The following is a 22123-nucleotide window of genomic DNA, read 5'->3' as shown; positions in this document are numbered from 1 at the left end:
GGGCTCCTAGTATTCGTTTCCGCCGGTTGCGTCGCGGCGCGCGTTGTCCCTGCGGCGGGCGACTTCGGCGACGTCGCTTTCGGCGTCGAGCGCTGCGATGACGCTGTGCAGCTGTTCGGCGTCGCGAAGCTCGACATCGATCAGCAGGCGGTAGAAGTCCGGCTTGCGGTCGATGAACGTCAAATTGGAGATATTGGCGTTGCGCTCTCCGATCAAGGTGCAAATGCGGCCCAGCACGCCCGCGTCATTGCCCATGGTGACGTCGAGCGTCGCGTCATAGGCCGCTTCGTGCGTGCCCGAATGCCATTGCAGGTCGAGCCAGCGGCCCGGCTGATCCTCGAAGGCCGTGAGGCTGGCGCAGTCAATGGCGTGCACCACCACGCCGCGGCCGCGATAGGTGATCCCGACGATCCGTTCGCCCGGCAGCGGCTGGCAACAGGCCGCGCGGTCGAAATACTGGTCGGGGCCAAGGCCGATCACCGCGCGTTCGCGGCTGATCTCGGGACCGGCCGCCGGGGTGAGATCGGGATAGAGCGCGCCGACCACCTCGCGCCCGGTCAGTTCGGCGCGCCCCATCCGCGCCAGCAGGTCGGTCACGTCCTCAAGGTGCAGCCGGTCCGCTGCCGCGCGCAGCGCCTTTTCCGTCGCGCGTTTGCCGACATGCTCGAACGCGGCGCGGGCGAGCTCGCGGCCCAGCTTCACATAGCGGTCCCGGTCGAGATCGCGCAGCGCGCGGCGGATCGCGCTGCGCGCCTTGCCGGTGGTCGCGATGTCGAGCCAGGCGGCCTGCGGCGTCTGGCCGTCGGCGGTGATGACATCCACCGACTGCCCGTTCTTGATCCGGGTCCAGAGCGGCACGCGCATGCCGTCCACCTTGGCGCCGACCACGGCGTTGCCGATCCTCGTGTGGATGGCGTAGGCGAAATCGATCGGCGTCGCGCCGCGCGGCAGTTTCACCACGTCGCCCTTGGGGGTGAAGCAGAAGACCTTGTCGGCATACATCTCGAGCTTGACCGCCTCGAGGAAATCCTCGTGGTCTTCCTCGGCGGTGAACTGCTCGGTCAGGGTGTTGATCCAGTCGGCGGGATCGACGGCAAAGGGATTCTCGGTGCGCACGCCGTCGCGGTAGGACCAGTGCGCCGCGACCCCGGTTTCGGCCACGTCATGCATCTGGCGGGTGCGGATCTGCACCTCGACCCGCTTGCCGTCGCGCCCTGATACGGTTGTGTGGATCGAACGGTAGCCGTTGGATTTCGGCTGGCTGATGTAGTCCTTGAACCGCCCCGGCACCGCGCGCCAGCGCCGGTGGATCGCGCCGAGCACGGCGTAGCAGTCCGGCTCGGACCCGGTGATGACGCGAAAGCCGTAGATGTCGGACAGGCGCGAAAAGCTGGTCTGCTTCTCCTGCATCTTGCGCCAGATCGAGTAGGGTTTCTTGGCCCGGCCCAATACCTCGGCTTCGATCCCGGCCTTCTTCAGCTCCTTGCGCATGTCCCCGGCGATCCGCTCGATGACATCGCCCGATTCGCGTTGCAGAACGATGAAGCGCCGCATGAGCGAGGCGCGCGCGTCCGGATTGATGACGCGGAACGCGAGATCCTCGAGTTCCTCGCGCATCCACTGCATGCCCATGCGCCCGGCCAGCGGCGCGAAGATGTCCATCGTCTCGCGCGCCTTCTGCACCTGCTTTTCCGAGCGCATGGCGCGGATGGTACGCATGTTGTGCAGCCGGTCGGCGAGCTTCACGAGGATCACCCGCAAATCGCGCGACATCGCCATGAAGAGCTTGCGGAAATTCTCGGCCTGCTTGGTCTCGGTGCTGCCGAGTTGCAGGTTCGTCAGCTTGGTCACGCCATCCACGAGATCGGCGATCTCCGGGCCGAACCGTTCCTTGACGGTGGCGTAGGAGGCGCCGGTGTCCTCGATGGTGTCGTGCAGCAGCGCGGTCACGATCGTCGCGTCGTCCAGCCGCTGTTCGGCGAGGATCGCGGCCACCGCCACGGGGTGCGAGAAATAGGGCTCGCCCGAATGGCGATACTGCCCCTCGTGCATCTCGCGGGCGTAGCCATAGGCCGCGCGCAGCAGGCTCTCGTCGGTCTTGGGGTTGTAGGCGCGGACCAGTGCGATGAGATCTTCGACAGCGATCATGCGGCGCGCGCCCCGGTTCGAGTCCCCCGCAGGGGACCGGGCGTCAGCCCTGGCCCTGCGCCTCCATCAGCGCGCGCAGCAGCTTTTCCTCGGACAGGTCGTCGTCCTGGGGTTTGTCGGCCTCGCCGCCCCCGCCGAGCAGCAGCGACATGTTGTCGTCCTCGGGTTCGTCGACCTCGATCTCGGTCTGGTTGCTTTCGATCAGCCGTTCGCGCAGGTCCTCGGCGCTCTGGGTTTCCTCGGCGATCTCGCGCAGGGCGACGACGGGGTTCTTGTCGTTGTCGCGGTCCACGGTCAGCGGCGCGCCTGCGGCGATCTCGCGCGCGCGGTGCGCGGCCAGCATCACCAGATCGAAACGGTTGGGAACCTTGTCGACGCAATCTTCGGTCGTTACGCGGGCCATGAGACCTCCGGGGGCTGAATCATCTGCAGGAAGGCCCGTATTTACGCCCTTGCCTCGGGATTTACAAGCGACGAATCAGAGCGCGACGACCGCCGCGCGTTCCGAAGCGGGCAGCGCGTCGAGCATCTCGCGCACGCTTGTCCCGAGAACCGGGTGCCGCCAGTCCGGCGCGACGTCCGCGAGCGGGACCAGCGCGAAGGCGCGGTCCTGCATGCGCGGATGCGGCAGGATCAGCCGGTCAGGGGCGGTTTCGGCCTGACGGTCGGGCGGCAGATCGCACCACCTGCGGCAAGTTGCCGCATCAGGAAGCACCGCGTCCCCCGCCGCCAGCAGGTCCAGATCGAGCGTCCGCCGACCCCAGCGCCGCACCCGTTCGCGCCCGAAATCCGCTTCGACCTTGTGCAGCAACTCAAGCAACGCATGCGGCCCGCCGGAGCGGGTGAACCCCGCGGCCGCATTGACGTAATCCGGCCCTGCGCCGGGGGGGAAACAGGGCGTGCGATAAAAGCGGCTGACCGTCATGTCGCGACATCCCGCCCGCTCCAGCGCATCGAGCGCCGCGTGCAGCGTGCGCTCGGGCTGGCCCAGCGCGCTGGGCAGGTTTCCGCCCAGCGCGATCAGAAAACTGCCGGTTTCCGTGGCGTCAGACATGTTCACTCCTGCGTTACGGGCTTGTCGCTCCGGATTACACGGCCTACGTAACCCGCATCATCCGTCACCTTCACCACCACCACTCACATCCATCCCGGGAAGGGCGGTTAAAGCATTCGAAAGGACATTTTGATGTTTTACAAGGACGAGCGGCTCGCGCTGTTCATCGACGGCTCGAATCTCTACGCCGCCGGCAAGGCGTTGGGGTTCGACATCGATTACAAGCTCTTGCGATCCGAATTCATGCGCCGCGGCAAACTGCTTCGCGCTTCCTACTACACGGCGCTGCTGGAAAACGACGACTATTCGCCGATCCGCCCGCTGGTAGACTGGCTGCATTACAACGGCTACGCGATGATCACCAAGCCGGCCAAGGAATACACCGACAGCCAGGGCCGGCGGAAGGTCAAGGGCAACATGGACATAGAACTGACCGTGGACGCGATGGAACTCGCGCCGCGCGTCGATCATATGGTCCTGTTTTCCGGCGACGGGGATTTCCGCCCCCTTGTCGAAAGCCTGCAACGCCAGGGCGTCCGGGTTTCGGTCGTCTCCACGATCCGCAGCCATCCGCCGATGATCTCGGACGAGCTGCGCCGCCAAGCCGACAATTTCATCGAGCTGGAGGATCTCAAGGAGGTGATCGGCCGTCCGCCGCGCGAACCTCAGCACGATCGCTCGGAAGAGATGGCGGATCAGGACTGACCGGCGGGCCATGGCGTGGCGCGGGCGATCGACCCTGATCGCTGGCGCTGCTTCTTCCGCGATTGCGCGCGCCCTCGGGGACGGCAACGTCCCGCGAGGTCCGGGTAAGTCAGACCACTGCAAGCCCGGGCATTTCACAACGGCTTTGCCTGTCGCCCCCGTCGCCTGTGCGCCGGGGGCGATCTTTCTTTTCGCGGCCCGAAATTTTTTGATTCCTGACGGACAATTCCGTGACGTGCGCGTGACCGGCGAGCGTGGCATCGGGCACTACCAAAAAAGCCGATAGCCGTGTCGCGTGTCTCGGTCTGGCATCTTCTGAGGCGCGCGAATCACGCCTGCTTCACGATCCCGGCGATCGTCCGCGCGGCGATGGTGAACCCGTGGGTCATCCCCTGACCGTTCGTCACGGTGACCGCCGTGACGCCCTTCGCCGGGGCGAGCGTCAGCACCTCCTGCCCCGGAAGATGCGCGTAACGGCCGACCCAGCGCCGCGCGATGGCGGGTTCCGGCAGGTCCAGCATCCCGCCGAATTCGCGCAGGATGATTTCGTCGACCTCAGCCGGATCGGCCGGCGCGGCGTCCGCGCCGTAATGATGCGAATCGCCCAGCGTGACGCTTCCGTCCTCTTCCTGGGCGGCGATGACATGCACGCCATGCGCCAGCGCATCCGCCTGATGCGCCTGCTGATGCGCGCGCAGCTGGGGCAGGCCGGGGCAATCGGCAAAGGCGTCGTAGCGCGCGAGGCTGAGCCCGCCGAGCACGAACGGCCCGAGCCGCCAGCCCGCCGGCTGCGGCGCGGTGCGCAGCATCTGCAACCGGCAGACGTCGACGCCGCTCTGCGCCCAGGCGTCCGGGAAGAGCGTGGCGAAGTCTTCGCCGCCGCACAGCACGACGTGATCCGCGCCGAAACTGCCGGCGGCCGTCTCGACCCGGCCCTCCCCCGCCGCCAACACCTCGGTTCCGAAATGGAACGCGACGCCGTGGGCGCGCGCCAGCCAGTCCGAGAGCCGGGCCAGCGCGCCCCGCTGATCGAGCTTCCAGGCGTCCGGGCTGTACAGCCCGCCCAGCACCGTGTCCCGCCGCAAACCCGGCGCGCGGGCATGGGCCGCCTCGGCGTCGAGCAGCGTGAAATCATGGCCTTGCGATCCGGCCTGCGCCGCGCCCTCCTCGAGCACCGTCATCTCGGCGTCGTGGCGCGCGACGAACAGGCAGCCCGCCCGGCGCATCGCGATGCCCGCCGCCGCCGCGACCTCCTGCCATGTCGACAGCGCGGCGCGCGCGCTGTCCAGCTGCGCGCCCGGGCGCTGCGCGACAATCGCCAACATGCCGAAGTTGCGCACCGATGCGCCGTCGGCGCGCGCGCCGCGCTCCAACACCGCCACGCGCAGGCCCGCGCGCGCGCCGTGCAACGCGTGCGCCAGCCCCAGGATGCCGCCGCCAACAATGGCCAGGTCGTATCGCTGCATCTTTGCCTCCTTCTGCGCCTGCCGCCCGCCCATCGTTGCGCGGCGAATGCGGGGGACGTCAAGGCGCATCGCCTCTGGACGATAGCGGCCATAGCCCTTACCTCTGCCGCCAAGGAGTGCCGTCATGACCAAGCAACCCCTCACCCTCTACCTCGCGGCGCCGCGCGGCTTCTGCGCCGGCGTGGATCGGGCGATCAAGATCGTGGAAATGGCGATCGGCAAATGGGGGGCGCCGGTCTATGTCCGGCACGAGATCGTGCACAACAAATACGTGGTGGACGACCTGCGGGCCAAGGGCGCGGTGTTTGTCGAGACGCTCGAGGAATGTCCCGACGACCGCCCGGTGATCTTTTCCGCCCACGGCGTGCCCAAGGCCGTTCCGGCCGAGGCCGCGCGGCGCGAGATGGTCTATGTCGACGCCACCTGCCCGCTGGTCTCCAAGGTGCATATCGAGGCGGCGCGCCACCATGAGGCGGGCTTGCAGATCGTGATGATCGGCCATGCCGGCCACCCCGAGACGATCGGCACGATGGGGCAGTTGCCCGAGGGCGCGGTGCTGCTGGTCGAAACGCCCGAGGATGTGGCCACGCTCGAGGTGCGCGACGCAGACGAGCTCGCCTACGTGACGCAGACGACGCTGTCGATCGACGACACCGCCGGGATCGTAGCCGCGCTCAGGGCGCGGTTCCCATCCATCCGCGGGCCGCACAAGGAAGACATCTGCTACGCCACCACCAACCGGCAGGAGGCCGTCAAGGCGATGGCGCCGCATGTCGACGCAATCCTTGTCGTGGGGGCGCCCAATTCGTCCAACTCCCGCCGCCTGGTCGAGGTGGGCGCGCGCGCAGGGTGTTCCTATGCGCAACTGGTGCAGCGCGCCGGCGATATCGACTGGCGCGCGCTTGACGGGATACGCAGCCTCGGGCTGACCGCCGGGGCGTCGGCCCCCGAGGTGCTGGTCAACGAGGTGATCGAGACCGTGCAGGCGCGCTATGACGTGACCGTGACCGAGATCGAGACCGCCACCGAGAACGTCGAGTTCAAGGTGCCCCGCATACTGAGAGAGCCTGCGTGAGCATCCCCCGCGCGCCCCTGCTTCTCGGCCTCGCCGGGCTGATCCCTTTCGTCTGGGGGGCGGTGACGGTGTTGCTGCCCGATCTGGGGATGTGGACCGTCAGAAATATCGGGGCGCGGTTTGCGGGCCCCTACGTCATGTTGTTCTACGGCGCGATCATCCTCGCCTTCATGTCCGGCGTGCTCTGGGGATTCGCGGCGAAGCTGGACGCGGCGCGGGCGCCGACGGGTTACGCGCTCTCGGTGATCCCCGCGCTCTGGGCGTTCCTGATGACCGGGGGCGGGCCAACCGGGGCGGGCATTTCGCTCATGGCCGGGTTCATCGGGCTGCTGGGCCTTGACTGGCTGTTCTGGCGCCACGGCGCGACGCCGCCCTGGTGGATGGAGTTGCGCGTGATGCTGAGCGCGGTCGTGCTGGCCTGCCTCGCCGTCGGGGCCTTTGCATGAGCGCGGATGACGAAACCCTCGCGGTTTACGGCGCGAAGGCCGATGACTACGCCGCGCTGTTCGAGGCGGACGCCGAGACCAACCGCCACCTTGCCCGGTTCATGGCCGCGCTTCCTGCGGGGGGGCGCGCGCTTGACCTCGGCTGCGGCCCCGGCGGAGCGGCGGCGGCGCTGGCCGATGCGGGGTTCCGGGTGGACGCGATCGACGCGGTCGCGGAGATGGTCGCGATGGCGGCGCGCCATCCCGGCGTGACCGCGTGGCGGGCGCGATTCGACGACATCGCGGGCGACGCTCTCTACGACGGGATATGGGCCAATTTCAGCCTGCTGCACGCCGCCCGGGCGGACCTGCCCCGGCATCTGGCGGCGCTGCGGACGGCGCTGAAACCGGGCGGCGTGTTTCACATCGGGATGAAGACCGGCCGCAGCGAACGCCGCGATTCGCTGGGCCGGCTCTATACCTATTACACCGAGGCCGAGCTGCGCGCGCTGTTGCGGGATGCCGGGTTCGTGCCCGGCCCCGGCGTCACTGGCCGCGGCAAGGGGCTTAGCGGCAGCGACGACCCCTGGGTCGTGATCCTCGCGGATGGTTGAACTTGTCGCCTATACCGACGGCGCCTGTTCGGGCAATCCCGGCCCCGGCGGCTGGGGCGTGCTGATGCGGGCGGTCGACGACGGTCGCGTGGTCAAGGAGCGCGAGCTGAGCGGCGGCGCGCCCGAGACGACCAACAACCAGATGGAGCTGATGGCGGCGATTTCCGCGCTGGAAGTGCTCGACCGGCCCAGCACGCTTACCATCGTGACGGACAGCCAATACGTTAAGAACGGCGTCACCGGCTGGATCCACGGCTGGAAGCGCAACGGCTGGCGCACCTCGGCGAAGAAGCCGGTGAAGAACGCCGAGTTGTGGCAGCGCCTTGACGCAGCACAGGCGCGCCATGAGGTGACATGGGAATGGGTCAAGGGGCACGCCGGCCACCCCGAGAACGAGCGCGCGGACGAACTCGCCCGTGCGGGGATGGCGCCGTTCAAGCCCGCCCGGAACCCCGAAACATGAGCGCCCTGCCCGTCTTCGCCTATGCGCAGTATCTCGATTACGCCGCGGTGCTGGTCTTTGCGCTGACCGGCGCGCTGGTGGCCAGCCGCGCGCAGCTCGACCTTGTCGGATTCGCCTTTATCGCCTGTCTCACGGCGGTGGGCGGCGGGACTTTGCGCGACGTGGTGATCCAGCGCGATCCGGTTTTCTGGATCGGTGACCCGACCTATATCCTGATCGCCGTGGCGGCGGCGCTGGTGGTGTTCTTCACCGCGCACCTTGTCGAGAGCCGCAAGCGGTGGCTGATATGGCTGGACAGTTTCGCCCTTGCCGTGGCGGTGCCCGCCGGGGTCGCCGTGGCGCTGGCGATGGCGCAGCCGCCGCTGATCGTGGTCTTGATGGGCATCATGACCGGCTGCATGGGCGGGCTGATGCGCGACGTGGTGGTAGGCGAGGTGCCCCTCGTGCTGCACCAGGGCGAACTCTATGTCAGTGCGGCCTTTGCGGGCGCGCTGCTGGCGGCGCTGCTGGACGGAGGCGGGATCGACCGGGTCGTGGCGCTCGGGGCGTGCGGTCTGGCGACCTGGGCGTTGCGTGCGGGATCGCTGTTGTTCGGCTGGTCCCTGCCGGTCTACAAGGGACGCCCGCCGCGCGCCTGAGCGGCCTCAGCGCCGCCCGCGCCAATGGGTCGGCACGATGATCAACGCGCCGATGGAGGACAGGACCGCGTCGATTCCGGGCGTCCCGAACCTGATGCCGAACATGATCCGCACGAAATAGAACAGAAAAGCGCCGCCCACGCAGATGATGATGGATTGCAGGTAACCATTGCGGGTGAACCCGGTTTTCTCCGAAAGGTAGCCGACGATTCCGGCGATCACCACTGTGCCGATCAAGACTGGAAACATGCCATGTCCTTTCGTGTTCAGATCCGCGCGCCGCGCGGTACGCTCATGCCGCGCAGGAAGGTTTCTGCATCCTGCGCCGCGCGCCCCGCGCGTTGCAGCCGCAAGAGCCGCACCGCCCCCCGCCCGCAGGCGATCGAGAGCTCGTCGTCCAGCACCTCGCCCGGCGCGCCCTCGCCCTCCGCCAGCTTCGAGCCCAGCAGTTTGACCCGCTGGCCATCGATCTCGCACCAGGCGCCCGGGAAGGGTGAAAGGCCGCGGATCAGCCGGTCCACCTCGACCGCATCCCGCGTCCAGTCGACGCGCGCCTCGGCCTTGTCGATCTTGGCGGCATAGGTCACGCCTTCTGCCGGTTGCGGCTCCGGCTCGAGCGTGTCGAACTGCGCCAGCGCTTCCGTGATGAGCCGCGCGCCCATCCCTGAAAGCCTGTCATGCAGCGCGCCGGTCGTCTCTTCCTCCCCGATCGGCGTCGCCTCGCGCAAGAGCACCGGCCCGGTGTCGAGCCCCGCCTCCATCCGCATGATACAAACGCCGGTCTCGGCGTCGCCGGCCAGGATCGCGCGATGGATCGGCGCCGCCCCGCGCCAGCGCGGCAGGAGCGAGGCGTGAATGTTGAGACAGCCATGCGCCGGAGCGTCGAGCACCCCCTGCGGCAGGATCAGCCCGTAGGCCACCACCACCGCGATATCGGCTTCGAGCGCGGCGAATGCCGCCTGCGCCTCGGGCGTCTTCAGCGAAACCGGGTGGCGCACCTGCAGCCCCAGCGCTTCGGCGCGGGCGTGCACCGGGGTCGGGCGATCCTTCTTGCCGCGCCCGGCGGGGCGGGGCGGCTGGCTGTAGACGGCGGCGATCTCGTGCCCGGCCGCGACCAGCGCGTCGAGCGCCGGAACCGCGAAATCCGGCGTTCCCATGAAGATCACCCGCATCACACCCTCCCCGGCGGCCCGCCTGCCGCCCTGTTGCAGTTGAGTATTTGCAGAATACTCGAATCCGGCGTTCGCGACAGGCGCATCGCTCAGCCCTTCTTGCGCGCCCGGCGCAGCAGCATGTCGCGTTTCACGCGGCCCAGCCGGTCGAAAAACATCCGCCCTTCGAGATGGTCGATCTGATGCTGCGCCGAGGTGGCCCGGAGGCCGACGAAGTCGCGCTCCTCGATCTCGCCCGCCGCGTTCAGGAAGCGCAGGGTGACGGCGCGGGGGCGCTCGATTTTGGCCGAGACGCCGGGCAGGTTCGGGCTGGCCTCCTCGTGGCTGCGCAGATGAACGCTTGCGTGCAGGATCTCGGGGTTGGCCATGCACACCGCCTGCCCGCGCGTCTCGCTCGCGTCGATGACCGCAAGGCGCAGCATCACCCCGATCTGCGGCGCGGCGAGGCCGACGCCCGGCATCGCCTCCATCGTGTCGATCATGTCGGCCCAGGTGGCGCGGATCGCGTCGGTGATCGCCTCCACCGGAGGGGCGGGGGTGCGCAGCCGCGCGTCCGGCCAGGGCAGGCAGCGGCGCACGGCCACGAAATCAGGCCCGCGCCTTTTCGCGCTTGAGCTTCTGCATCCGCCGCGTGATCATCTGACGTTTCATCGGGCCGAGGTAATCGATGAAGAGGCGGCCGTCGAGATGGTCGATCTCGTGCTGCACGCAGGTCGCCCAGAGCCCGTCGAACCCCGCGCTCTGCGGCTTGCCGTCCTTGTCGATCCAGCGCACCTCGACCTCGGCCGGGCGGGTGACCTCGGCGAATTCATCGGGGATCGACAGGCAACCTTCCTCGTAGGTGTTGAGCGCATCGGAGCGCGCCGTGACTTCGGGGTTGAACATCACGAGCGGACGCGGCGGCTCACCCTCGTCCTTCACGCAGTCGAGCACGATCAGCCGCGCGTTCACCCCGACCTGCGGCGCGGCGAGCCCGATGCCCGGCGCGGCATACATCGTCTCAAGCATGTTTTCGGCCAGCGCGTTCAGTTCGCCGTCGACGTCGTCGACGGGCGCGCAGGCCTTTTTCAGCCGGGGATCGGGATGGATGAGGATCGGAAGCTTCATGTCGCTCGATGTAGGCCAAGCGGCGCGGGTCTGCAACGCCCTTGCGCTCGGGGCGCGATCGGTTAGCGTGCGGCGCGCACAAGGCTGGAGACCAACATGAATTTCGACGAGATCATCGACCGGGTGGGCACCCATTCCTCCAAGTGGGACATGATGGAGCCGCTATACGGCGTCTCCCCCGAAGACGGGATCGCGATGTGGGTCGCGGACATGGACTTCCGCCCGCCGCAGCGCGTCTCTGACGCGGTGAAGGCGATGCATGATCACGGGATCTATGGCTATTACGGGGATGAGCGCAGCTATCGCGCCGCAATCCAGTGGTGGATGCAGGAGCGCCACGGCTGGCGGATCGAGCCGGAGTGGATCTTCACCACCCACGGCCTTGTCAACGGGACGGCGATGTGCGTGGACGCCTACACCGCCCCGGGCGACGGGGTGGTGCTGATGACCCCCGTTTACCACGCTTTCGCCAGGGTGATCCGCGCCGCCGGGCGCGAAGTGGTGGAATGCCCGCTGGCGCTGCGCGACGGTCGCTACGAGATGGATTTCGACGCCTGGGACGCGCAGATGAAGGGGGGCGAGAGGATGCTGATCCTCTGCTCGCCGCACAATCCGGGCGGGCGGGTCTGGAGCCGCGCCGAATTGCAGGGGGTCGCGGATTTCGCGCGCCGGCACGACCTGGTGCTCGTCTCGGACGAAATCCACCATGACCTGGTGATGCCCGGCCATCAGCATATTCCGATGGCGCATTTCGGCGGCGTCGAGGATCGGCTGGTGATGATGAGCGCGACCACCAAGACCTTCAACATGGCCGGCTCGCATGTCGGGAACGTGATCGTCGCGGACCCCGAACTGCGCGCGCGTTTCGCCACGCGGATGGCCGCGCTGGGGCTGTCGCCCAATTCCTTCGGCATCGTCATGGCCGAGGCGGCCTATTCGCCCGAGGGCGCGGAATGGGTCGATGCGCTGGTCGGCTATCTCGACGGCAACCGGCGGCTGTTCGACGAGGGCGTGAACGCCATTCCGGGGGTTGCGTCGATGCCGCTCGAGGCGACCTACCTGGCGTGGGTGGATTTCGCCGGGACCGGCATGGAGCGCGACGAGGTTCTCCGCCGCGTGCAGGAGGACGCCCGCATCGCCGCCAACCACGGCCCGACCTTCGGCAAGGGCGGCGAAAGCTGGCTGCGCTTCAACCTGGCGACGCCGAGGGCGCGGGTGGCCGAGGCGGTGGAGAGATTGCAGGCGGCGTTTTCGGATTTGCAGTAGCGATCGGCGCGCGTGCCGGACCGGACCGCACGGGGCCGGCGGCCTTCGGCGAGGATATTTTCGCAAGAAACAGCGGCGCGAGGCTGTCAGCCGTCCTTTTCGATCAGGGCGGCGGGCGCATCCGGCGCGCGGTGGAAATCGAGCGGCTGTTCGCCCGAGGCGTCGGTGCTCAGCTTGTAATCAAAGGCGATCTCGCCGTTTTCCTCGCCCAGCGCCACGACGAGGCAGCGCGACAGGTGACGCCCTCCTTCATAAAGATCGACCAGCCCGCGCCGGGGCGGCGCATCGGCCGCATTGAGCGCAAAGCCGCCGGGCCAGGTGCGCAGCACCCGGTAGGCGGTGTCGTCCACCACGACGCGCAGGCGGCCGGATTTACGCGCCGCCAGCTTGCGCGCGGCGTCGAGCCCGGCCTGAACGTCGGCGGGCAGATGGGTGATCATGGCGCGTTCCTTCGTTCGGATTCGCAGCGATGGTGCCCGATCCGGCGTTTCGATCAAGTGAAGTTTAGAAGAAGGTTACGCAACGTCACCCATTTGCCGCCCCTGCCCCGGCAGGGTTGTGCGCGGATGCAGGGACGATGCGCGCGCATCGGGCTGGCCAGCCGGTGCGCCGCGCCCTAGGTCCGGACGCAGGAATACAAGGAGGCCGCAGAGATGGGCAAGCTGGTAGAAGGCGTGTGGCGCGACACCTGGTACGACACCGACAAGACCGGGGGCGCCTTCGTGCGCGACACGTCGGAGTTCCGCAACTGGATCACCCCGGATGGCGCGCCGGGCCCCTCTGGCGAGGGCGGCTTCGCCGCCGAAAGCGGGCGCTATCACCTCTATGTCTCTTATGCCTGCCCGTGGGCGCATCGCACGCTGATCTTCCGCGTGCTGAAGGGCCTCGGCGATCATATCGGCGTATCGGTGGTGCATCCGCACATGCTTGGCGACGGGTGGAGCTTTGATGCGAATTTCCCCGGCGCGACCGGCGACAGGCTCTACGACCTGCCGTTTCTGCGCGATCTCTATGTCAAGACGAAGCCCGACGTGTCCGGCCGGGTGACGGTGCCGGTCCTCTGGGACAGCGCGCGCGAGACGATCGTGTCAAACGAATCCTCCGAGATCATCCGCATGTTCAACAGCGCCTTCGACGATCTCACCGGCAATACCGACGATTACTGGCCCGAGGCGCTGCGCGACGCGATCGAGCCGGTCAACGCGCGCGTCTACGACACCGTCAACAACGGCGTCTACAAGGCCGGTTTCGCCACCTCTCAATCCGCCTATGAAGAGGCGGCGCACGCGCTTTTCGACAGTTTCGACTGGCTCGAGGCGCGGTTGGGCGAATATCGCTACCTGATGGGCGAACACGTGACCGAGGCGGACTGGCGGCTCTTTACCACGTTGATCCGGTTCGACCCGGTCTACCACACGCATTTCAAATGCAACCGGGCGCGAATCGTCGACTATCCCAACCTTTGGAGCTACCTGCGCGAACTCTACCAGTGGGAGGGCGTCGCGCAGACCGTGCATTTCGATCATATCGTGCAGCACTACTACTACAGCCACGACACGATCAATCCGCACCGCATCGTCCCCGTCGGCCCCGTCATGGACCTCACCGCGCCCCATGGGCGCGGCTGAGCGGGCATCGGATCAGGACGGCAGGCGCGCGCCGTAATGCTCAACCATCGCGGTCAGATCCTCGGGCGGGGTGTCGGACTGCACGAAAGCGCGGGTGTTGGCGCTGAGTTGAAAGACCGACCCGTCGGAGAAGAAGGACGTGTCGGTGACGAACACGATCTGCGTATCCGGGTGGCGATAGCTGGCGAAATCCGCGATCGCGAGCGCGCTGCCCCTCTCGATCACGAGGTTGAGCACGATGATGTCATAAGCGTGCGTCTGCAACGCCTTGATCGCGCCGGGCTGCCCCTGTTCAAGCCGCACCTCCATGCCCTGGCGCTGCATGTGACGCTGCCACAGGCCGCCCAGGTTCGGGTTGCTCTCGACGATCAGGACGTTCATTTCAGCTCCAATCCCGTTTCCGGCCTGGCCGCCCGGTGGCGGAGGCGCAAAGCTATGCCGCCTTCCTGTGCGCAATAGGTTAACAATCCCTTAACGGATCCCAGCAATTTTCCGTGAATGAGGCGGATAGGCTTCTCGCGGCTTGTTAGCCGGGCGCAAAGCCGCCCTTGGATTGCTGCGCGGCGCGGGCGCAAATCAGTGATACAGTTCCAGTGCGAAAACCACTAGTGTGCTGGCAAACACCCATTGTCACGAGGTTGCCATGCGTCCGCTTTTCGCCCTGTTCCCCGCCCTTCTCCTGATCCTCGCGCCGCCGGCCGCACGCGCGGAATGCGGCGGATCCTTTGGCGGGTTCGTCCAGAACCTCGCCAACGAGGCGGTGGCGCGGGGGCATGATCCGGCCAAGGTCACGCAGTTCTTCGCCTCCGTGCGCCAGGATCAGAGCGTGATCCGCGCCGACCGCAAGCAGGGCGTCTTTCAAAAGCCGTTCATCGAGTTCGCCCAGCATCTCATCAGTTCGAACCGGCTCAATACCGGGCGGTCCAAGGCGCGGCAATATGACCGCATTTTCGACCGGATCGAGCGCACCTACGGCGTGAACCGGGGCGTGCTGCTGGCCTTTTGGGCGTTCGAGACGGATTTTGGCGGCTTCCAGGGCGATTTCAACACGCTGAACGCGCTTGTCACGCTCAGCCACGACTGCCGGCGGCCACAGCTTTTCCGCCCGCAGGTCTTCGCCGCGCTCGAGCTCTACGAGAAGGGCGATTTCAGCCCGACCCGCACCACCGGCGCCTGGGCGGGCGAGATCGGGATGGTGCAGATGCTGCCGCGCGATATCATCGAGAACGGGGTCGACGGCGACGGCGACGGGCACGTGTCGCTCAAGACCTCGGCCCCCGATGCGCTGATGTCGGGAGGCAAGATGCTGGCCGGCCTTGGTTGGCGCAAGGGTGAGCCGTGGTTGCAGGAGGTGGCGGTTCCCGCCGATTTTGACTGGTCCCAGACCGGGCTACGCACGCGCAAGCGCGCGAGCGAATGGGCCGCGCTCGGCGTGCGGTCGCGCCACGGCACGCTGGCGGGAAACCTCCCGGCAAGCATCCTGCTGCCGCAGGGGCGCAAGGGGCCGGCCTTCATCGCCTATCCCAATTTCAGCGTCTTCTTCGAGTGGAACCAGAGCTTTACCTATGTGCTGACCGCCGCCTATTTCGCCAACCGGCTGAACGGCGCGCCGCCGATGACCCGCGGCGCCCCCGAGCGCGGGCTGTCAGGGAGCCAGATGAAGCAGCTCCAGCAGAAACTGGCGCGGCGCGGCTATGACGTGGGCAAGATCGACGGCATCCTCGGGGCGGGCACGCGCGCGGCGGTGCAGGACATCCAGCAAAAACTGGGCCTGCCGGCGGACGCCTGGCCGACGCGCGCGCTGTTGTCTCGGCTGTAACCGGGAGGCGCGCGGCGCTCCTTGAAGCGGCCATTGCGCGGATTTCCGCCGTGGCCCGGTGGCGACTTGTTCCGCACCGGAACACGCGCCGCCGCGTTTCGTTCACCCCATAGATCGAAACATGAAAGGAACTATCCAGATGTTCGGTATCACACACACCACCGCCACGATTGCCGCATGCGCCATGCTGGCGCTGCCGGCCTATGCGGAACAGATGAACTTCACCGCCGATCTGTCGGGCCAGAACGAAGTGCCCGCCAATGACAGCGCGGCCACCGGCACGGCCGATGTGGCCGTCGACACCGACGCGATGACCGTGTCCTGGACGGTGGACGTGCAGGACCTGAGCGACGACGCCACGGCGGCGCATATCCACGGCCCCGCCGGCGCGGATGAAAACGCCGCACCCGTCATCGACATGTCCGAGGCGATCATGGAAGGCGAGGCCGAGATCACGCAGGACCAGATCGACGCCCTGAAGGACGGCAAGTACTACGTGAACGTCCACACTGAGAAGTTCCCGAAGGGCGAAGTCCGCGGGCAACTCGCACCCGCGCAATAACCGATCGGGGACGATCTTTGGCTCCTGCCTGCGGGCGGGGTCTACCGGCTACCGGCGCCAGCCGGTAGCCGGATTTCGTTCAACAACAGGCGTCGGTCGCTCAGGCGACCATCGCCTCGGCCTTCTGAAGATCGACCGAGACGAGCTGGCTCACCCCCTGCTCGGCCATGGTGACGCCGAACAGGCGGTCCATGCGCGACATCGTCACCGCGTTGTGAGTGATGATGAGAAAGCGCGTGTCGGTGCGGCGGCACATCTCGTCGAGCATGTCGCAGAACCGCGCCACGTTGGCGTCGTCGAGCGGCGCGTCGACCTCGTCGAGCACGCAGATCGGCGCCGGATTGGCGAGGAACACCGCAAATATCAGCGCCAGCGCGGTCAGCGTCTGTTCGCCCCCCGACAGCAGGCTGAGAACGCTCAGCTTCTTGCCCGGCGGCTGGCACATGATCTCGAGCCCCGCCTCGAGCGGATCGTCGCTCTCGACCAGCACGAGGTTCGCCTCGCCCCCGCCGAAAAGATGGCCGAAGAGCAGGGCGAAGTTGCTGTTGACCTGCTCGAACGCCGTCAGCAGACGCTCGCGCCCCTCGCGGTTGAGGCTGGCGATGCCGTGGCGCAGGGCCTTGATCGCCTCTTCGAGATCGGTCTTTTCGGCGGCCAGCGCGGCGTGTTCCTCTTCGACCTCCTTCGCATCCTCCTCGGCGCGCAGGTTGACCGCGCCGAGCGCGTCGCGCTGGCGTTTCAGGCGGTTCACGTCGGCCTCGATCTTCTCGGAGGCGGGCATCTGCGCGGGGTCCGCGTCGAGCGTCTCCAGCAGCGCCTCGGGCGTGGTTTCTGTTTCCTCGCCGATGCGCGCCGCGGCGGCCTCGCGCGCCTCGCGCGCAGCGTCGGTGCGGGCCTCGGCGCGTGCGCGGGCCTCGCGCGCGTCCGAGGCGGCGCGCTCTGCCTCGCGCTCGGCCACGGCGGCGTTGCGCGCGGCCCCCTCGCCCGCCGACAGCGCGTCGCGCGCGGCGGCGACGCGGGTCTCGGCCTGCGTGATCTTGCCGGCAAGCTCGGCGCGGCTCTCTTCGATGCGGTCGGGCACGGCGACGGCCTCGGCCAGATCGGTCTCGGCGGCCACCTTGCGCTCGGCGAGTTCCCCGCCGCGCTTCTCGGCCGTTTCGAGCCGGTGCCGCCAGCCGCTGATCTCCTTCGTGACCTCCTGCGCGCGCCGGGTGCGCGCCTCGCCCTCGCGGCGCAGTTCGTCATGGGCCGAACGGCGCGACATCATGGTGATGCGCGCGGCCTCGACCGTCATCTTGATGTCATCGACGCGGGCGCGCATCGCGTCCAGGTCCCCGAGACCGGCCAGCGTCTCCTCGGCCTCCTTCAATTGCGCGCGCGCCGCCATGGCCTCTTCATCGTGGCGGGTGACGGCAAGGCCAAGGGATTCGAGCTTGGAGGCGGCGAGGTTGCGGTCAGCCTCGGCGCGCGACAGGGCGCGGGCGGCCTCGTTCACGGCGACGTCGGCCGCGCGCCGCGCGCCGCGTGCGTCCTTGTCGGCCTGCACATCCGCGGCCAGTTGCGCGGTCAGCGCCTCATGCGCGGCGCGCGCCCCGTCCGCGCGGGCGGTGGCGTGTTCGAGCAGTTGCTTCAGCTCTTCCAGCCGGTTGAGCTGTTCCAGCCGTAGCGCCGCGGCGGTCGGGGCGTCCTCGGCCCAGGCGCGGAACCCGTCCCAGCGCCAGAGATCGCCCTGAAGGCTCACGAGGCGCTGGCCGGGCAGCAGCAGGGGTTGCAGGTCGGGGCCGTCCTCCTGCTCGATCAGGCCGATCTGGCTCATCCGGCGGGCGAGCACGCCGGGCGCCGTCACATGCCGGGTGAACGGGGTGATCCCGCCGGGGAGCGCCTGCTCGGCCTCGTAGGGCGCGAGCGTCGCCCAGCCGGAAGGACCGTCGCCCCCGACCTCGGGCGCGCGCAGATCGTCCGACAACGCCGCGCCCAGCGCCTTTTCAAAGCCCGGTTCCACCTGGAGCCGGTCGAGGATCTGTCCGCCGTCGCCGGTGTCGCGGTCCACCAGCCGGGCGAGTGCCGAGACCTCGGCGCTGAGCGCGTTGACCTCGCCCTCGGCTTCGGAACGTTCGGCGCGGGCTTCGGCCTCGCGCGCCTGGCTCTCGGCGCGGGCCTCGTCGGCGGCGATCAGCGCGGCCTCGGCGGCCTCGGCGGCCTTCGTCGCCTCGGCCTCGGCCTTCTCGGCCCCGGCGTGGTCCTGTCCCGCGCGCTCGAGCGCGTCGCGCGCGGCGGCGGCGCTGGCGCGGGCGCGCTCGGCCTCCGCCTCGCTCCGGCCGAGCAGCGTGCGGCTGTCGGCCACCAGCCGCTGCGCCGACTGGTGCCGCGCGGCAAGGCGCGCGACGTCCTCGGTCAGCGTGCCGAGATCGCCCTCGCGCTCCTGCAACACGGCGGCCGCGTCATGCGCCTCGGCGGCGGCGGTGGCGAGACGGTCCTCGTGCCCTTCGCCCGCCTTGGCGAGTTCGCCCGCCTCCCATTCCAGCCGCTCGATCGTCTCGCCCGCGTCGCGGTTCAGCCCGGCCTCGCGCTCGATGTCATGCGCAAGCTGCCCGATGCGCGATTGCAGCGTCTCGATCCGCGCGCGCGCCGCCGCCTCCTGGTCGTCGAGCGTGTCGCGCTGCACCTGGAGCCGTTGCAGGATCGCGCCCGCGATCGCCTCTTCCTCGCGCAGCGCCGGCAGGGCCTCGTCCGCCTGCGCATGGGCCTTGGCGGCCTCGCGCGCCGCGGATTCGGCGCGGGCGGCGGCGGTGGTGCGCTCGCGCAACTCCTCCTGCGCGCGGGCGAGCGCCTCGTCCGCCTCCTTCCAGCGACGGTAGAGCAGCAGCCCCTCGGCCTGGCGCAGTTCCTCGCCGATGGCGCGATAGCGCGCCGCATGCCGCGCCTGCCGCGCCAGTTGCGCAAGCTGCGCGGCCAACTGCTCGATCACGTCATCGACGCGGGTGAGGTTGGTCTCGGCCCCCTTCAGCTTCAGCTCGGCCTCGTGCCGGCGCTGGTAGAGGCCGGAAATCCCCGCCGCCTCCTCGAGGATGCGCCGGCGCGCCTTGGGCTTGGCGTTGATCAGTTCCGAGATCTGCCCCTGCCGCACGAGCGCGGGTGAATGCGCGCCGGTCGAGGCGTCGGCAAAGAGCATCTGCACATCCCGCGCGCGCACGTCCTTGCCGTTGGCGTTATAGGCGCTGCCGATGTCGCGGGTGATGCGGCGGGTGATCTCGATCTGGTCGGAATCGTTGAACCCGGCGGGCGCGAGGCGGTCGGAATTGTCGATCTGGAGCGTCACCTCGGCGAAGTTGCGCGCCGGGCGCGACGCGGCGCCGGCAAAGATCACGTCCTCCATCCCGCCGCCGCGCATGGCCGTGGGACGGTTTTCGCCCATCACCCAGCGCAGCGCCTCGAGCAGGTTCGACTTGCCGCAGCCGTTCGGCCCGACCACGCCGGTGCGCCCCTCGGCGATGAGAAGGTCGGTCGGATCGACGAAGCTCTTGAACCCCGTCAGCCTGAGTTTGGAAAAGCGCACGATGCCTGCCCGTGGTGATTCCTCTGCGTGGCACCCAATGTGCAAAGGCGCGGGGGCGGGTGTCAACGCAAAACCCCACGATATGGAAGCGATCAGGCATTTATCCACAAGATATTGCGCAGGACAAGGGCGCCCGGCCCCATGTTTCAGCCAGCGTCACGCGCGCGAGAAGCAGCCCGGCCCGCCGCCGCTTGTAGTCCGCCGGCGATCGCACCATGCTGTGCGAAACCTCGCATGCGGAGACGGCAAGAGATGAAGATCATCGTGATGGGCGCGGGCGTGATCGGTGTCACCACCGCCTACTACCTGGCGAAACAGGGGGCGGAGGTCGTCGTGCTCGACCGGCAGGACGGACCGGGGCGCGAGACGAGCTACGCCAACGCGGGGCAACTGAGCTACGGCATGTCCTCGCCCTGGGCGGCGCCGGGCATCCCGTGGAAGGCGGTGAAGTGGCTCTTCATGAAGCGTCGTCCGCTGTTCATCTGGCCGCTCATCAGTCCGACCATGTGGAAATGGTGCGCGCAGATGCTGCGCAACTGCAACGAGGAAAGCTACCGCGTGAACAAGGGCCGGATGGTGCGCGTCTCGAGCTATTCGCGCGACGTGATGCCGGACCTCGTGGCCGAGACCGGGATCGCGTATGACGGCAAGCGCGAGGGCACGCTCCAGCTTTTCCGCACCGAAAAGCAGGTCAAGGCGTCGAAGGCCGACCAGGAAATCCTCGACGAATACGACTCCCCCTACGAGGTGCTGGACCGCGACGGCTGCATCCGCGTGGAGCCGGGGCTTGCGCAGGTGCGCGAGAAATTCGTCGGCGGGCTCAGGCTCAAGGCGGACGGCACCGGCGATTGCCGGATGTTCACGATCGGCCTGACCGAGAAATGCGTCGAGATGGGGGTGCAGTTCCTCTATGGCCAGCCGATCCGTTCGATCGCGATCGAGGGGGACCGCGTCGTGGGCGTGGATACCGAGATCGCCGGGCGCATCACCGGCGACGCATATGTCTGCGCGATGGGCAGCTACGCGGTGCGGGTGCTGAACCCCATCGGGATCCGCCTGCCGGTCTACCCGGTCAAGGGCTACTCCGTCACGCTTCCGGTCACCGACGACGCGCACGCGCCGCAGTCGACGCTGATGGACGAAACCCACAAGGTCGCGATCACGCGCCTCGGGGATCGCATCCGCGTGGCCGGCACCGCCGAGATCGCGGGCTATTCAGACCGGCTGGGGCCCCATGCGACCGATACCGTGAAACACGTGATCGGCGACCTCTTTCCGCGCGGCGGCGATCTGTCGCGCGCCGAAGGCTGGACCGGGCTGCGCCCGATGACGCCGGACGGCACGCCGGTGCTGGGGCCGTCGCGCTATGACAACCTGTTTCTCAACACCGGACACGGCACGCTGGGCTGGACGATGGCCGCCGGGTCGGGCCGCGCGGTGGCCGACGTGGTGCTGGGCAGGACGCCCGACATCTCGTTCGACGGGCTGACGGCGGAACGCTATGCGCGCTGATCCTGCGCGCAGTGTTGACCCGCGCGCCGCGCAGGGGTCATATCGGCATATGCAAGGGAGATGACGACATGACCGCGCTTGCCCGATCGACCGCGAAATCCACCCTCCTGCCCGCGCTCATGGCGTTTGGCCTCGGGCTTGGCGTCATCACCGTCGCCGGGCATGTCCAGGCGACTGCGCTGCATGACGCGGCCCATGACGCGCGCCACGCCAACGGCTTTCCCTGTCATTGAGGGCATGTTCACGCGTATCCTGAGCAGCGCGCTTCTGGCCGGGTTCTGCGCCGGGTTGGTCGCCGCAGCACTTCAGTTGCTGTTCGTGCAGCCGGTTCTGCTTCATGCCGAACTCTATGAATCGGGCGCGCTCACGCATTTCGGCGCGGCGGGCGCGCCGCCCGGCGCCGGCGGGATCGAGCTGAAGCGCGACGCGCTGTCGGTCCTGTTCATGGCGCTCACCTATGTCGGCCATGCGCTGATTCTCGTCGCGGGGATGAGCGTGGCGGCCGAGAACCGCGTCGCCATCACGCCGCGCGCCGGGATCGTCTGGGGCGTCGCGGGGTTCGCCGCCTCGCAGCTCGCGCCGGCGTTCTCGTTGCCGCCCGAAGTGCCGGGAGTCGCCGCCGCCGACCTGGCCGCGCGCCAGGTCTGGTGGTGGGGAACGGTTGCCGCGGCGGGAGCCGCGCTGGCGCTGATCGCCTTTTCCCGCAAGCCGCTGTTCTGGGCGCTGGCTGTGGCGCTGATCGTCGCGCCACACCTTGTCGGCGCGCCGCAGCCCGACAGCCTGACCGGCCCCGTCCCGCCTGAAATCGCCGCGCTCTTCGCCGCCCGCGCGCTCGGCGTCGGGATGGCGGCCTGGGCGGTGCTGGGGTTGCTCTGCGCGTGGTTCTGGCAGCGCGAAACGGCAGGAGGCTGAC

Annotated in this window: 24 protein-coding genes; 13 read left to right on the top strand and 11 right to left on the bottom strand. The window is 68.3% G+C overall.

Translation table 11 applies throughout. The annotated features are described in order from the left end of the window. Positions 1 to 6 precede the first annotated feature (6 nt). The 3 genes from D6850_RS07285 to folK form a co-directional block, all read right to left on the bottom strand. Positions 7 to 2148, bottom strand: coding sequence for a RelA/SpoT family protein (locus tag D6850_RS07285; RefSeq protein ID WP_121165396.1), 2142 nt, complete (start codon positions 2146 to 2148; stop codon positions 7 to 9). Positions 2149 to 2191: 43 nt separating this feature from the next. Further along, positions 2192 to 2551, bottom strand: coding sequence for a DNA-directed RNA polymerase subunit omega (rpoZ, locus tag D6850_RS07280; protein ID WP_121165394.1), 360 nt, complete (start codon positions 2549 to 2551; stop codon positions 2192 to 2194). A 75-nt stretch (positions 2552 to 2626) separates the two neighbouring features. Further along, entirely contained in the window at positions 2627 to 3202 is a 576-nt protein-coding gene (gene folK / locus D6850_RS07275; protein ID WP_121165392.1) for a 2-amino-4-hydroxy-6-hydroxymethyldihydropteridine diphosphokinase, read from the bottom strand. A 132-nt stretch (positions 3203 to 3334) separates the two neighbouring features. On the opposite strand from folK, the gene D6850_RS07270 reads away from it, so the two are divergent. Continuing rightward, entirely contained in the window at positions 3335 to 3907 is a 573-nt protein-coding gene (locus D6850_RS07270) for a LabA-like NYN domain-containing protein (RefSeq protein WP_121165390.1), read from the top strand. 329 nt (positions 3908 to 4236) lie between these two features. On the opposite strand, the gene D6850_RS07265 is transcribed toward D6850_RS07270, so the two are convergent. Further along, complete coding sequence (locus D6850_RS07265; RefSeq protein ID WP_166434017.1) at positions 4237 to 5373, bottom strand: TIGR03364 family FAD-dependent oxidoreductase; 1137 nt, start codon at positions 5371 to 5373, stop codon at positions 4237 to 4239. 124 nt (positions 5374 to 5497) lie between these two features. Here D6850_RS07265 and ispH point away from each other — a divergent pair, with 124 nt between their 5' ends. The 5 genes from ispH to D6850_RS07240 are packed head-to-tail and all read left to right on the top strand — an operon-like array spanning position 5498 to position 8588. Beyond that, the gene (ispH, locus tag D6850_RS07260) at positions 5498 to 6448 is read left to right on the top strand and encodes a 4-hydroxy-3-methylbut-2-enyl diphosphate reductase (RefSeq protein WP_121165386.1); all 951 of its coding nucleotides are present in this window, start codon (positions 5498 to 5500) and stop codon (positions 6446 to 6448) included. Beyond that, on the top strand, positions 6445 to 6894 hold the full coding sequence (locus D6850_RS07255) for a DUF3429 domain-containing protein (protein WP_121165384.1): 450 nt from the start codon (positions 6445 to 6447) through the stop codon (positions 6892 to 6894). The genes ispH and D6850_RS07255 overlap by 4 nt, the downstream gene beginning before the upstream one ends. Beyond that, a complete protein-coding gene (locus D6850_RS07250) occupies positions 6891 to 7487 on the top strand; it encodes a methyltransferase domain-containing protein (protein ID WP_121165382.1) in 597 nt (198 codons plus the stop codon). Before D6850_RS07255 ends, D6850_RS07250 begins: the two co-directional genes overlap by 4 nt. Then, entirely contained in the window at positions 7480 to 7950 is a 471-nt protein-coding gene (gene rnhA / locus D6850_RS07245; RefSeq protein ID WP_121165380.1) for a ribonuclease HI, read from the top strand. The genes D6850_RS07250 and rnhA overlap by 8 nt, the downstream gene beginning before the upstream one ends. After that, a complete protein-coding gene (locus tag D6850_RS07240) occupies positions 7947 to 8588 on the top strand; it encodes a trimeric intracellular cation channel family protein (RefSeq protein WP_121165378.1) in 642 nt (213 codons plus the stop codon). The genes rnhA and D6850_RS07240 overlap by 4 nt, the downstream gene beginning before the upstream one ends. Positions 8589 to 8594: 6 nt before the next feature. Here D6850_RS07240 and D6850_RS07235 read toward each other — a convergent pair whose 3' ends face one another. From D6850_RS07235 to def (D6850_RS07220), 4 genes are all read right to left on the bottom strand, one after another. Continuing rightward, a complete protein-coding gene (locus D6850_RS07235; protein ID WP_121165376.1) occupies positions 8595 to 8837 on the bottom strand; it encodes a hypothetical protein in 243 nt (80 codons plus the stop codon). Positions 8838 to 8854: 17 nt separating this feature from the next. Further along, positions 8855 to 9760 carry a methionyl-tRNA formyltransferase gene (gene fmt, locus D6850_RS07230; protein WP_121165374.1) on the bottom strand — a complete coding sequence of 302 codons (906 nt, stop codon included), beginning with the start codon at positions 9758 to 9760 and terminating at the stop codon, positions 8855 to 8857. An 89-nt stretch (positions 9761 to 9849) separates the two neighbouring features. After that, complete coding sequence (def, locus tag D6850_RS07225; protein ID WP_121165372.1) at positions 9850 to 10344, bottom strand: peptide deformylase; 495 nt, start codon at positions 10342 to 10344, stop codon at positions 9850 to 9852. Between the two features lie 4 nt (positions 10345 to 10348). Next, positions 10349 to 10867, bottom strand: coding sequence for a peptide deformylase (def, locus tag D6850_RS07220; protein ID WP_121165370.1), 519 nt, complete (start codon positions 10865 to 10867; stop codon positions 10349 to 10351). Between the two features lie 96 nt (positions 10868 to 10963). On the opposite strand from def (D6850_RS07220), the gene D6850_RS07215 reads away from it, so the two are divergent. Beyond that, positions 10964 to 12133 carry a MalY/PatB family protein gene (locus tag D6850_RS07215; protein WP_121165368.1) on the top strand — a complete coding sequence of 390 codons (1170 nt, stop codon included), beginning with the start codon at positions 10964 to 10966 and terminating at the stop codon, positions 12131 to 12133. 86 nt (positions 12134 to 12219) lie between these two features. Here the strand turns inward: D6850_RS07215 and D6850_RS07210 are convergent, their stop codons facing one another. Then, positions 12220 to 12573, bottom strand: a complete 354-nt coding sequence (locus D6850_RS07210) for a hypothetical protein (protein WP_121165366.1) — start codon at positions 12571 to 12573, stop codon at positions 12220 to 12222. A 213-nt stretch (positions 12574 to 12786) separates the two neighbouring features. Here D6850_RS07210 and D6850_RS07205 point away from each other — a divergent pair, with 213 nt between their 5' ends. Further along, the gene (locus D6850_RS07205) at positions 12787 to 13761 is read left to right on the top strand and encodes a glutathione S-transferase family protein (RefSeq protein ID WP_121165364.1); all 975 of its coding nucleotides are present in this window, start codon (positions 12787 to 12789) and stop codon (positions 13759 to 13761) included. Positions 13762 to 13773: 12 nt separating this feature from the next. Here D6850_RS07205 and D6850_RS07200 read toward each other — a convergent pair whose 3' ends face one another. Then, positions 13774 to 14142 (bottom strand): helix-turn-helix domain-containing protein, encoded by a 369-nt coding sequence (locus D6850_RS07200; RefSeq protein ID WP_121165362.1) that lies wholly within the window; start codon positions 14140 to 14142, stop codon positions 13774 to 13776. 262 nt (positions 14143 to 14404) lie between these two features. On the opposite strand from D6850_RS07200, the gene D6850_RS07195 reads away from it, so the two are divergent. Both D6850_RS07195 and D6850_RS07190 read left to right on the top strand, forming a co-directional pair. Continuing rightward, the gene (locus D6850_RS07195; RefSeq protein WP_121165360.1) at positions 14405 to 15580 is read left to right on the top strand and encodes a lytic murein transglycosylase; all 1176 of its coding nucleotides are present in this window, start codon (positions 14405 to 14407) and stop codon (positions 15578 to 15580) included. 139 nt (positions 15581 to 15719) lie between these two features. Further along, positions 15720 to 16142, top strand: a complete 423-nt coding sequence (locus D6850_RS07190) for a CHRD domain-containing protein (RefSeq protein WP_121165358.1) — start codon at positions 15720 to 15722, stop codon at positions 16140 to 16142. 100 nt (positions 16143 to 16242) lie between these two features. Here the strand turns inward: D6850_RS07190 and smc are convergent, their stop codons facing one another. Then, on the bottom strand, positions 16243 to 19698 hold the full coding sequence (gene smc / locus D6850_RS07185) for a chromosome segregation protein SMC (protein ID WP_121165356.1): 3456 nt from the start codon (positions 19696 to 19698) through the stop codon (positions 16243 to 16245). Between the two features lie 252 nt (positions 19699 to 19950). Here smc and D6850_RS07180 point away from each other — a divergent pair, with 252 nt between their 5' ends. The 3 genes from D6850_RS07180 to D6850_RS07170 all read left to right on the top strand — a co-directional run bounded on the left by D6850_RS07180 (position 19951) and on the right by D6850_RS07170 (position 22122). Beyond that, positions 19951 to 21210: a D-amino acid dehydrogenase gene (locus D6850_RS07180; RefSeq protein ID WP_121165354.1), complete on the top strand. Its 1260-nt coding sequence runs from the start codon at positions 19951 to 19953 to the stop codon at positions 21208 to 21210. 68 nt (positions 21211 to 21278) lie between these two features. Further along, entirely contained in the window at positions 21279 to 21443 is a 165-nt protein-coding gene (locus D6850_RS07175; RefSeq protein WP_121165352.1) for a CbtB domain-containing protein, read from the top strand. Positions 21444 to 21447: 4 nt separating this feature from the next. Further along, a complete protein-coding gene (locus D6850_RS07170) occupies positions 21448 to 22122 on the top strand; it encodes a CbtA family protein (RefSeq protein ID WP_121165350.1) in 675 nt (224 codons plus the stop codon). The last annotated feature ends 1 nt before the right edge of the window (position 22123 follow it).

Origin of the sequence: Roseovarius spongiae (assembly GCF_003651245.1) — a bacterium.
Classification (GTDB): Bacteria; Pseudomonadota; Alphaproteobacteria; order Rhodobacterales; family Rhodobacteraceae; genus Roseovarius; species Roseovarius spongiae.
The sequence above is the reverse complement of the archived record's forward strand: the minus strand, read 5'-3'. Positions and strand labels throughout refer to the sequence as shown.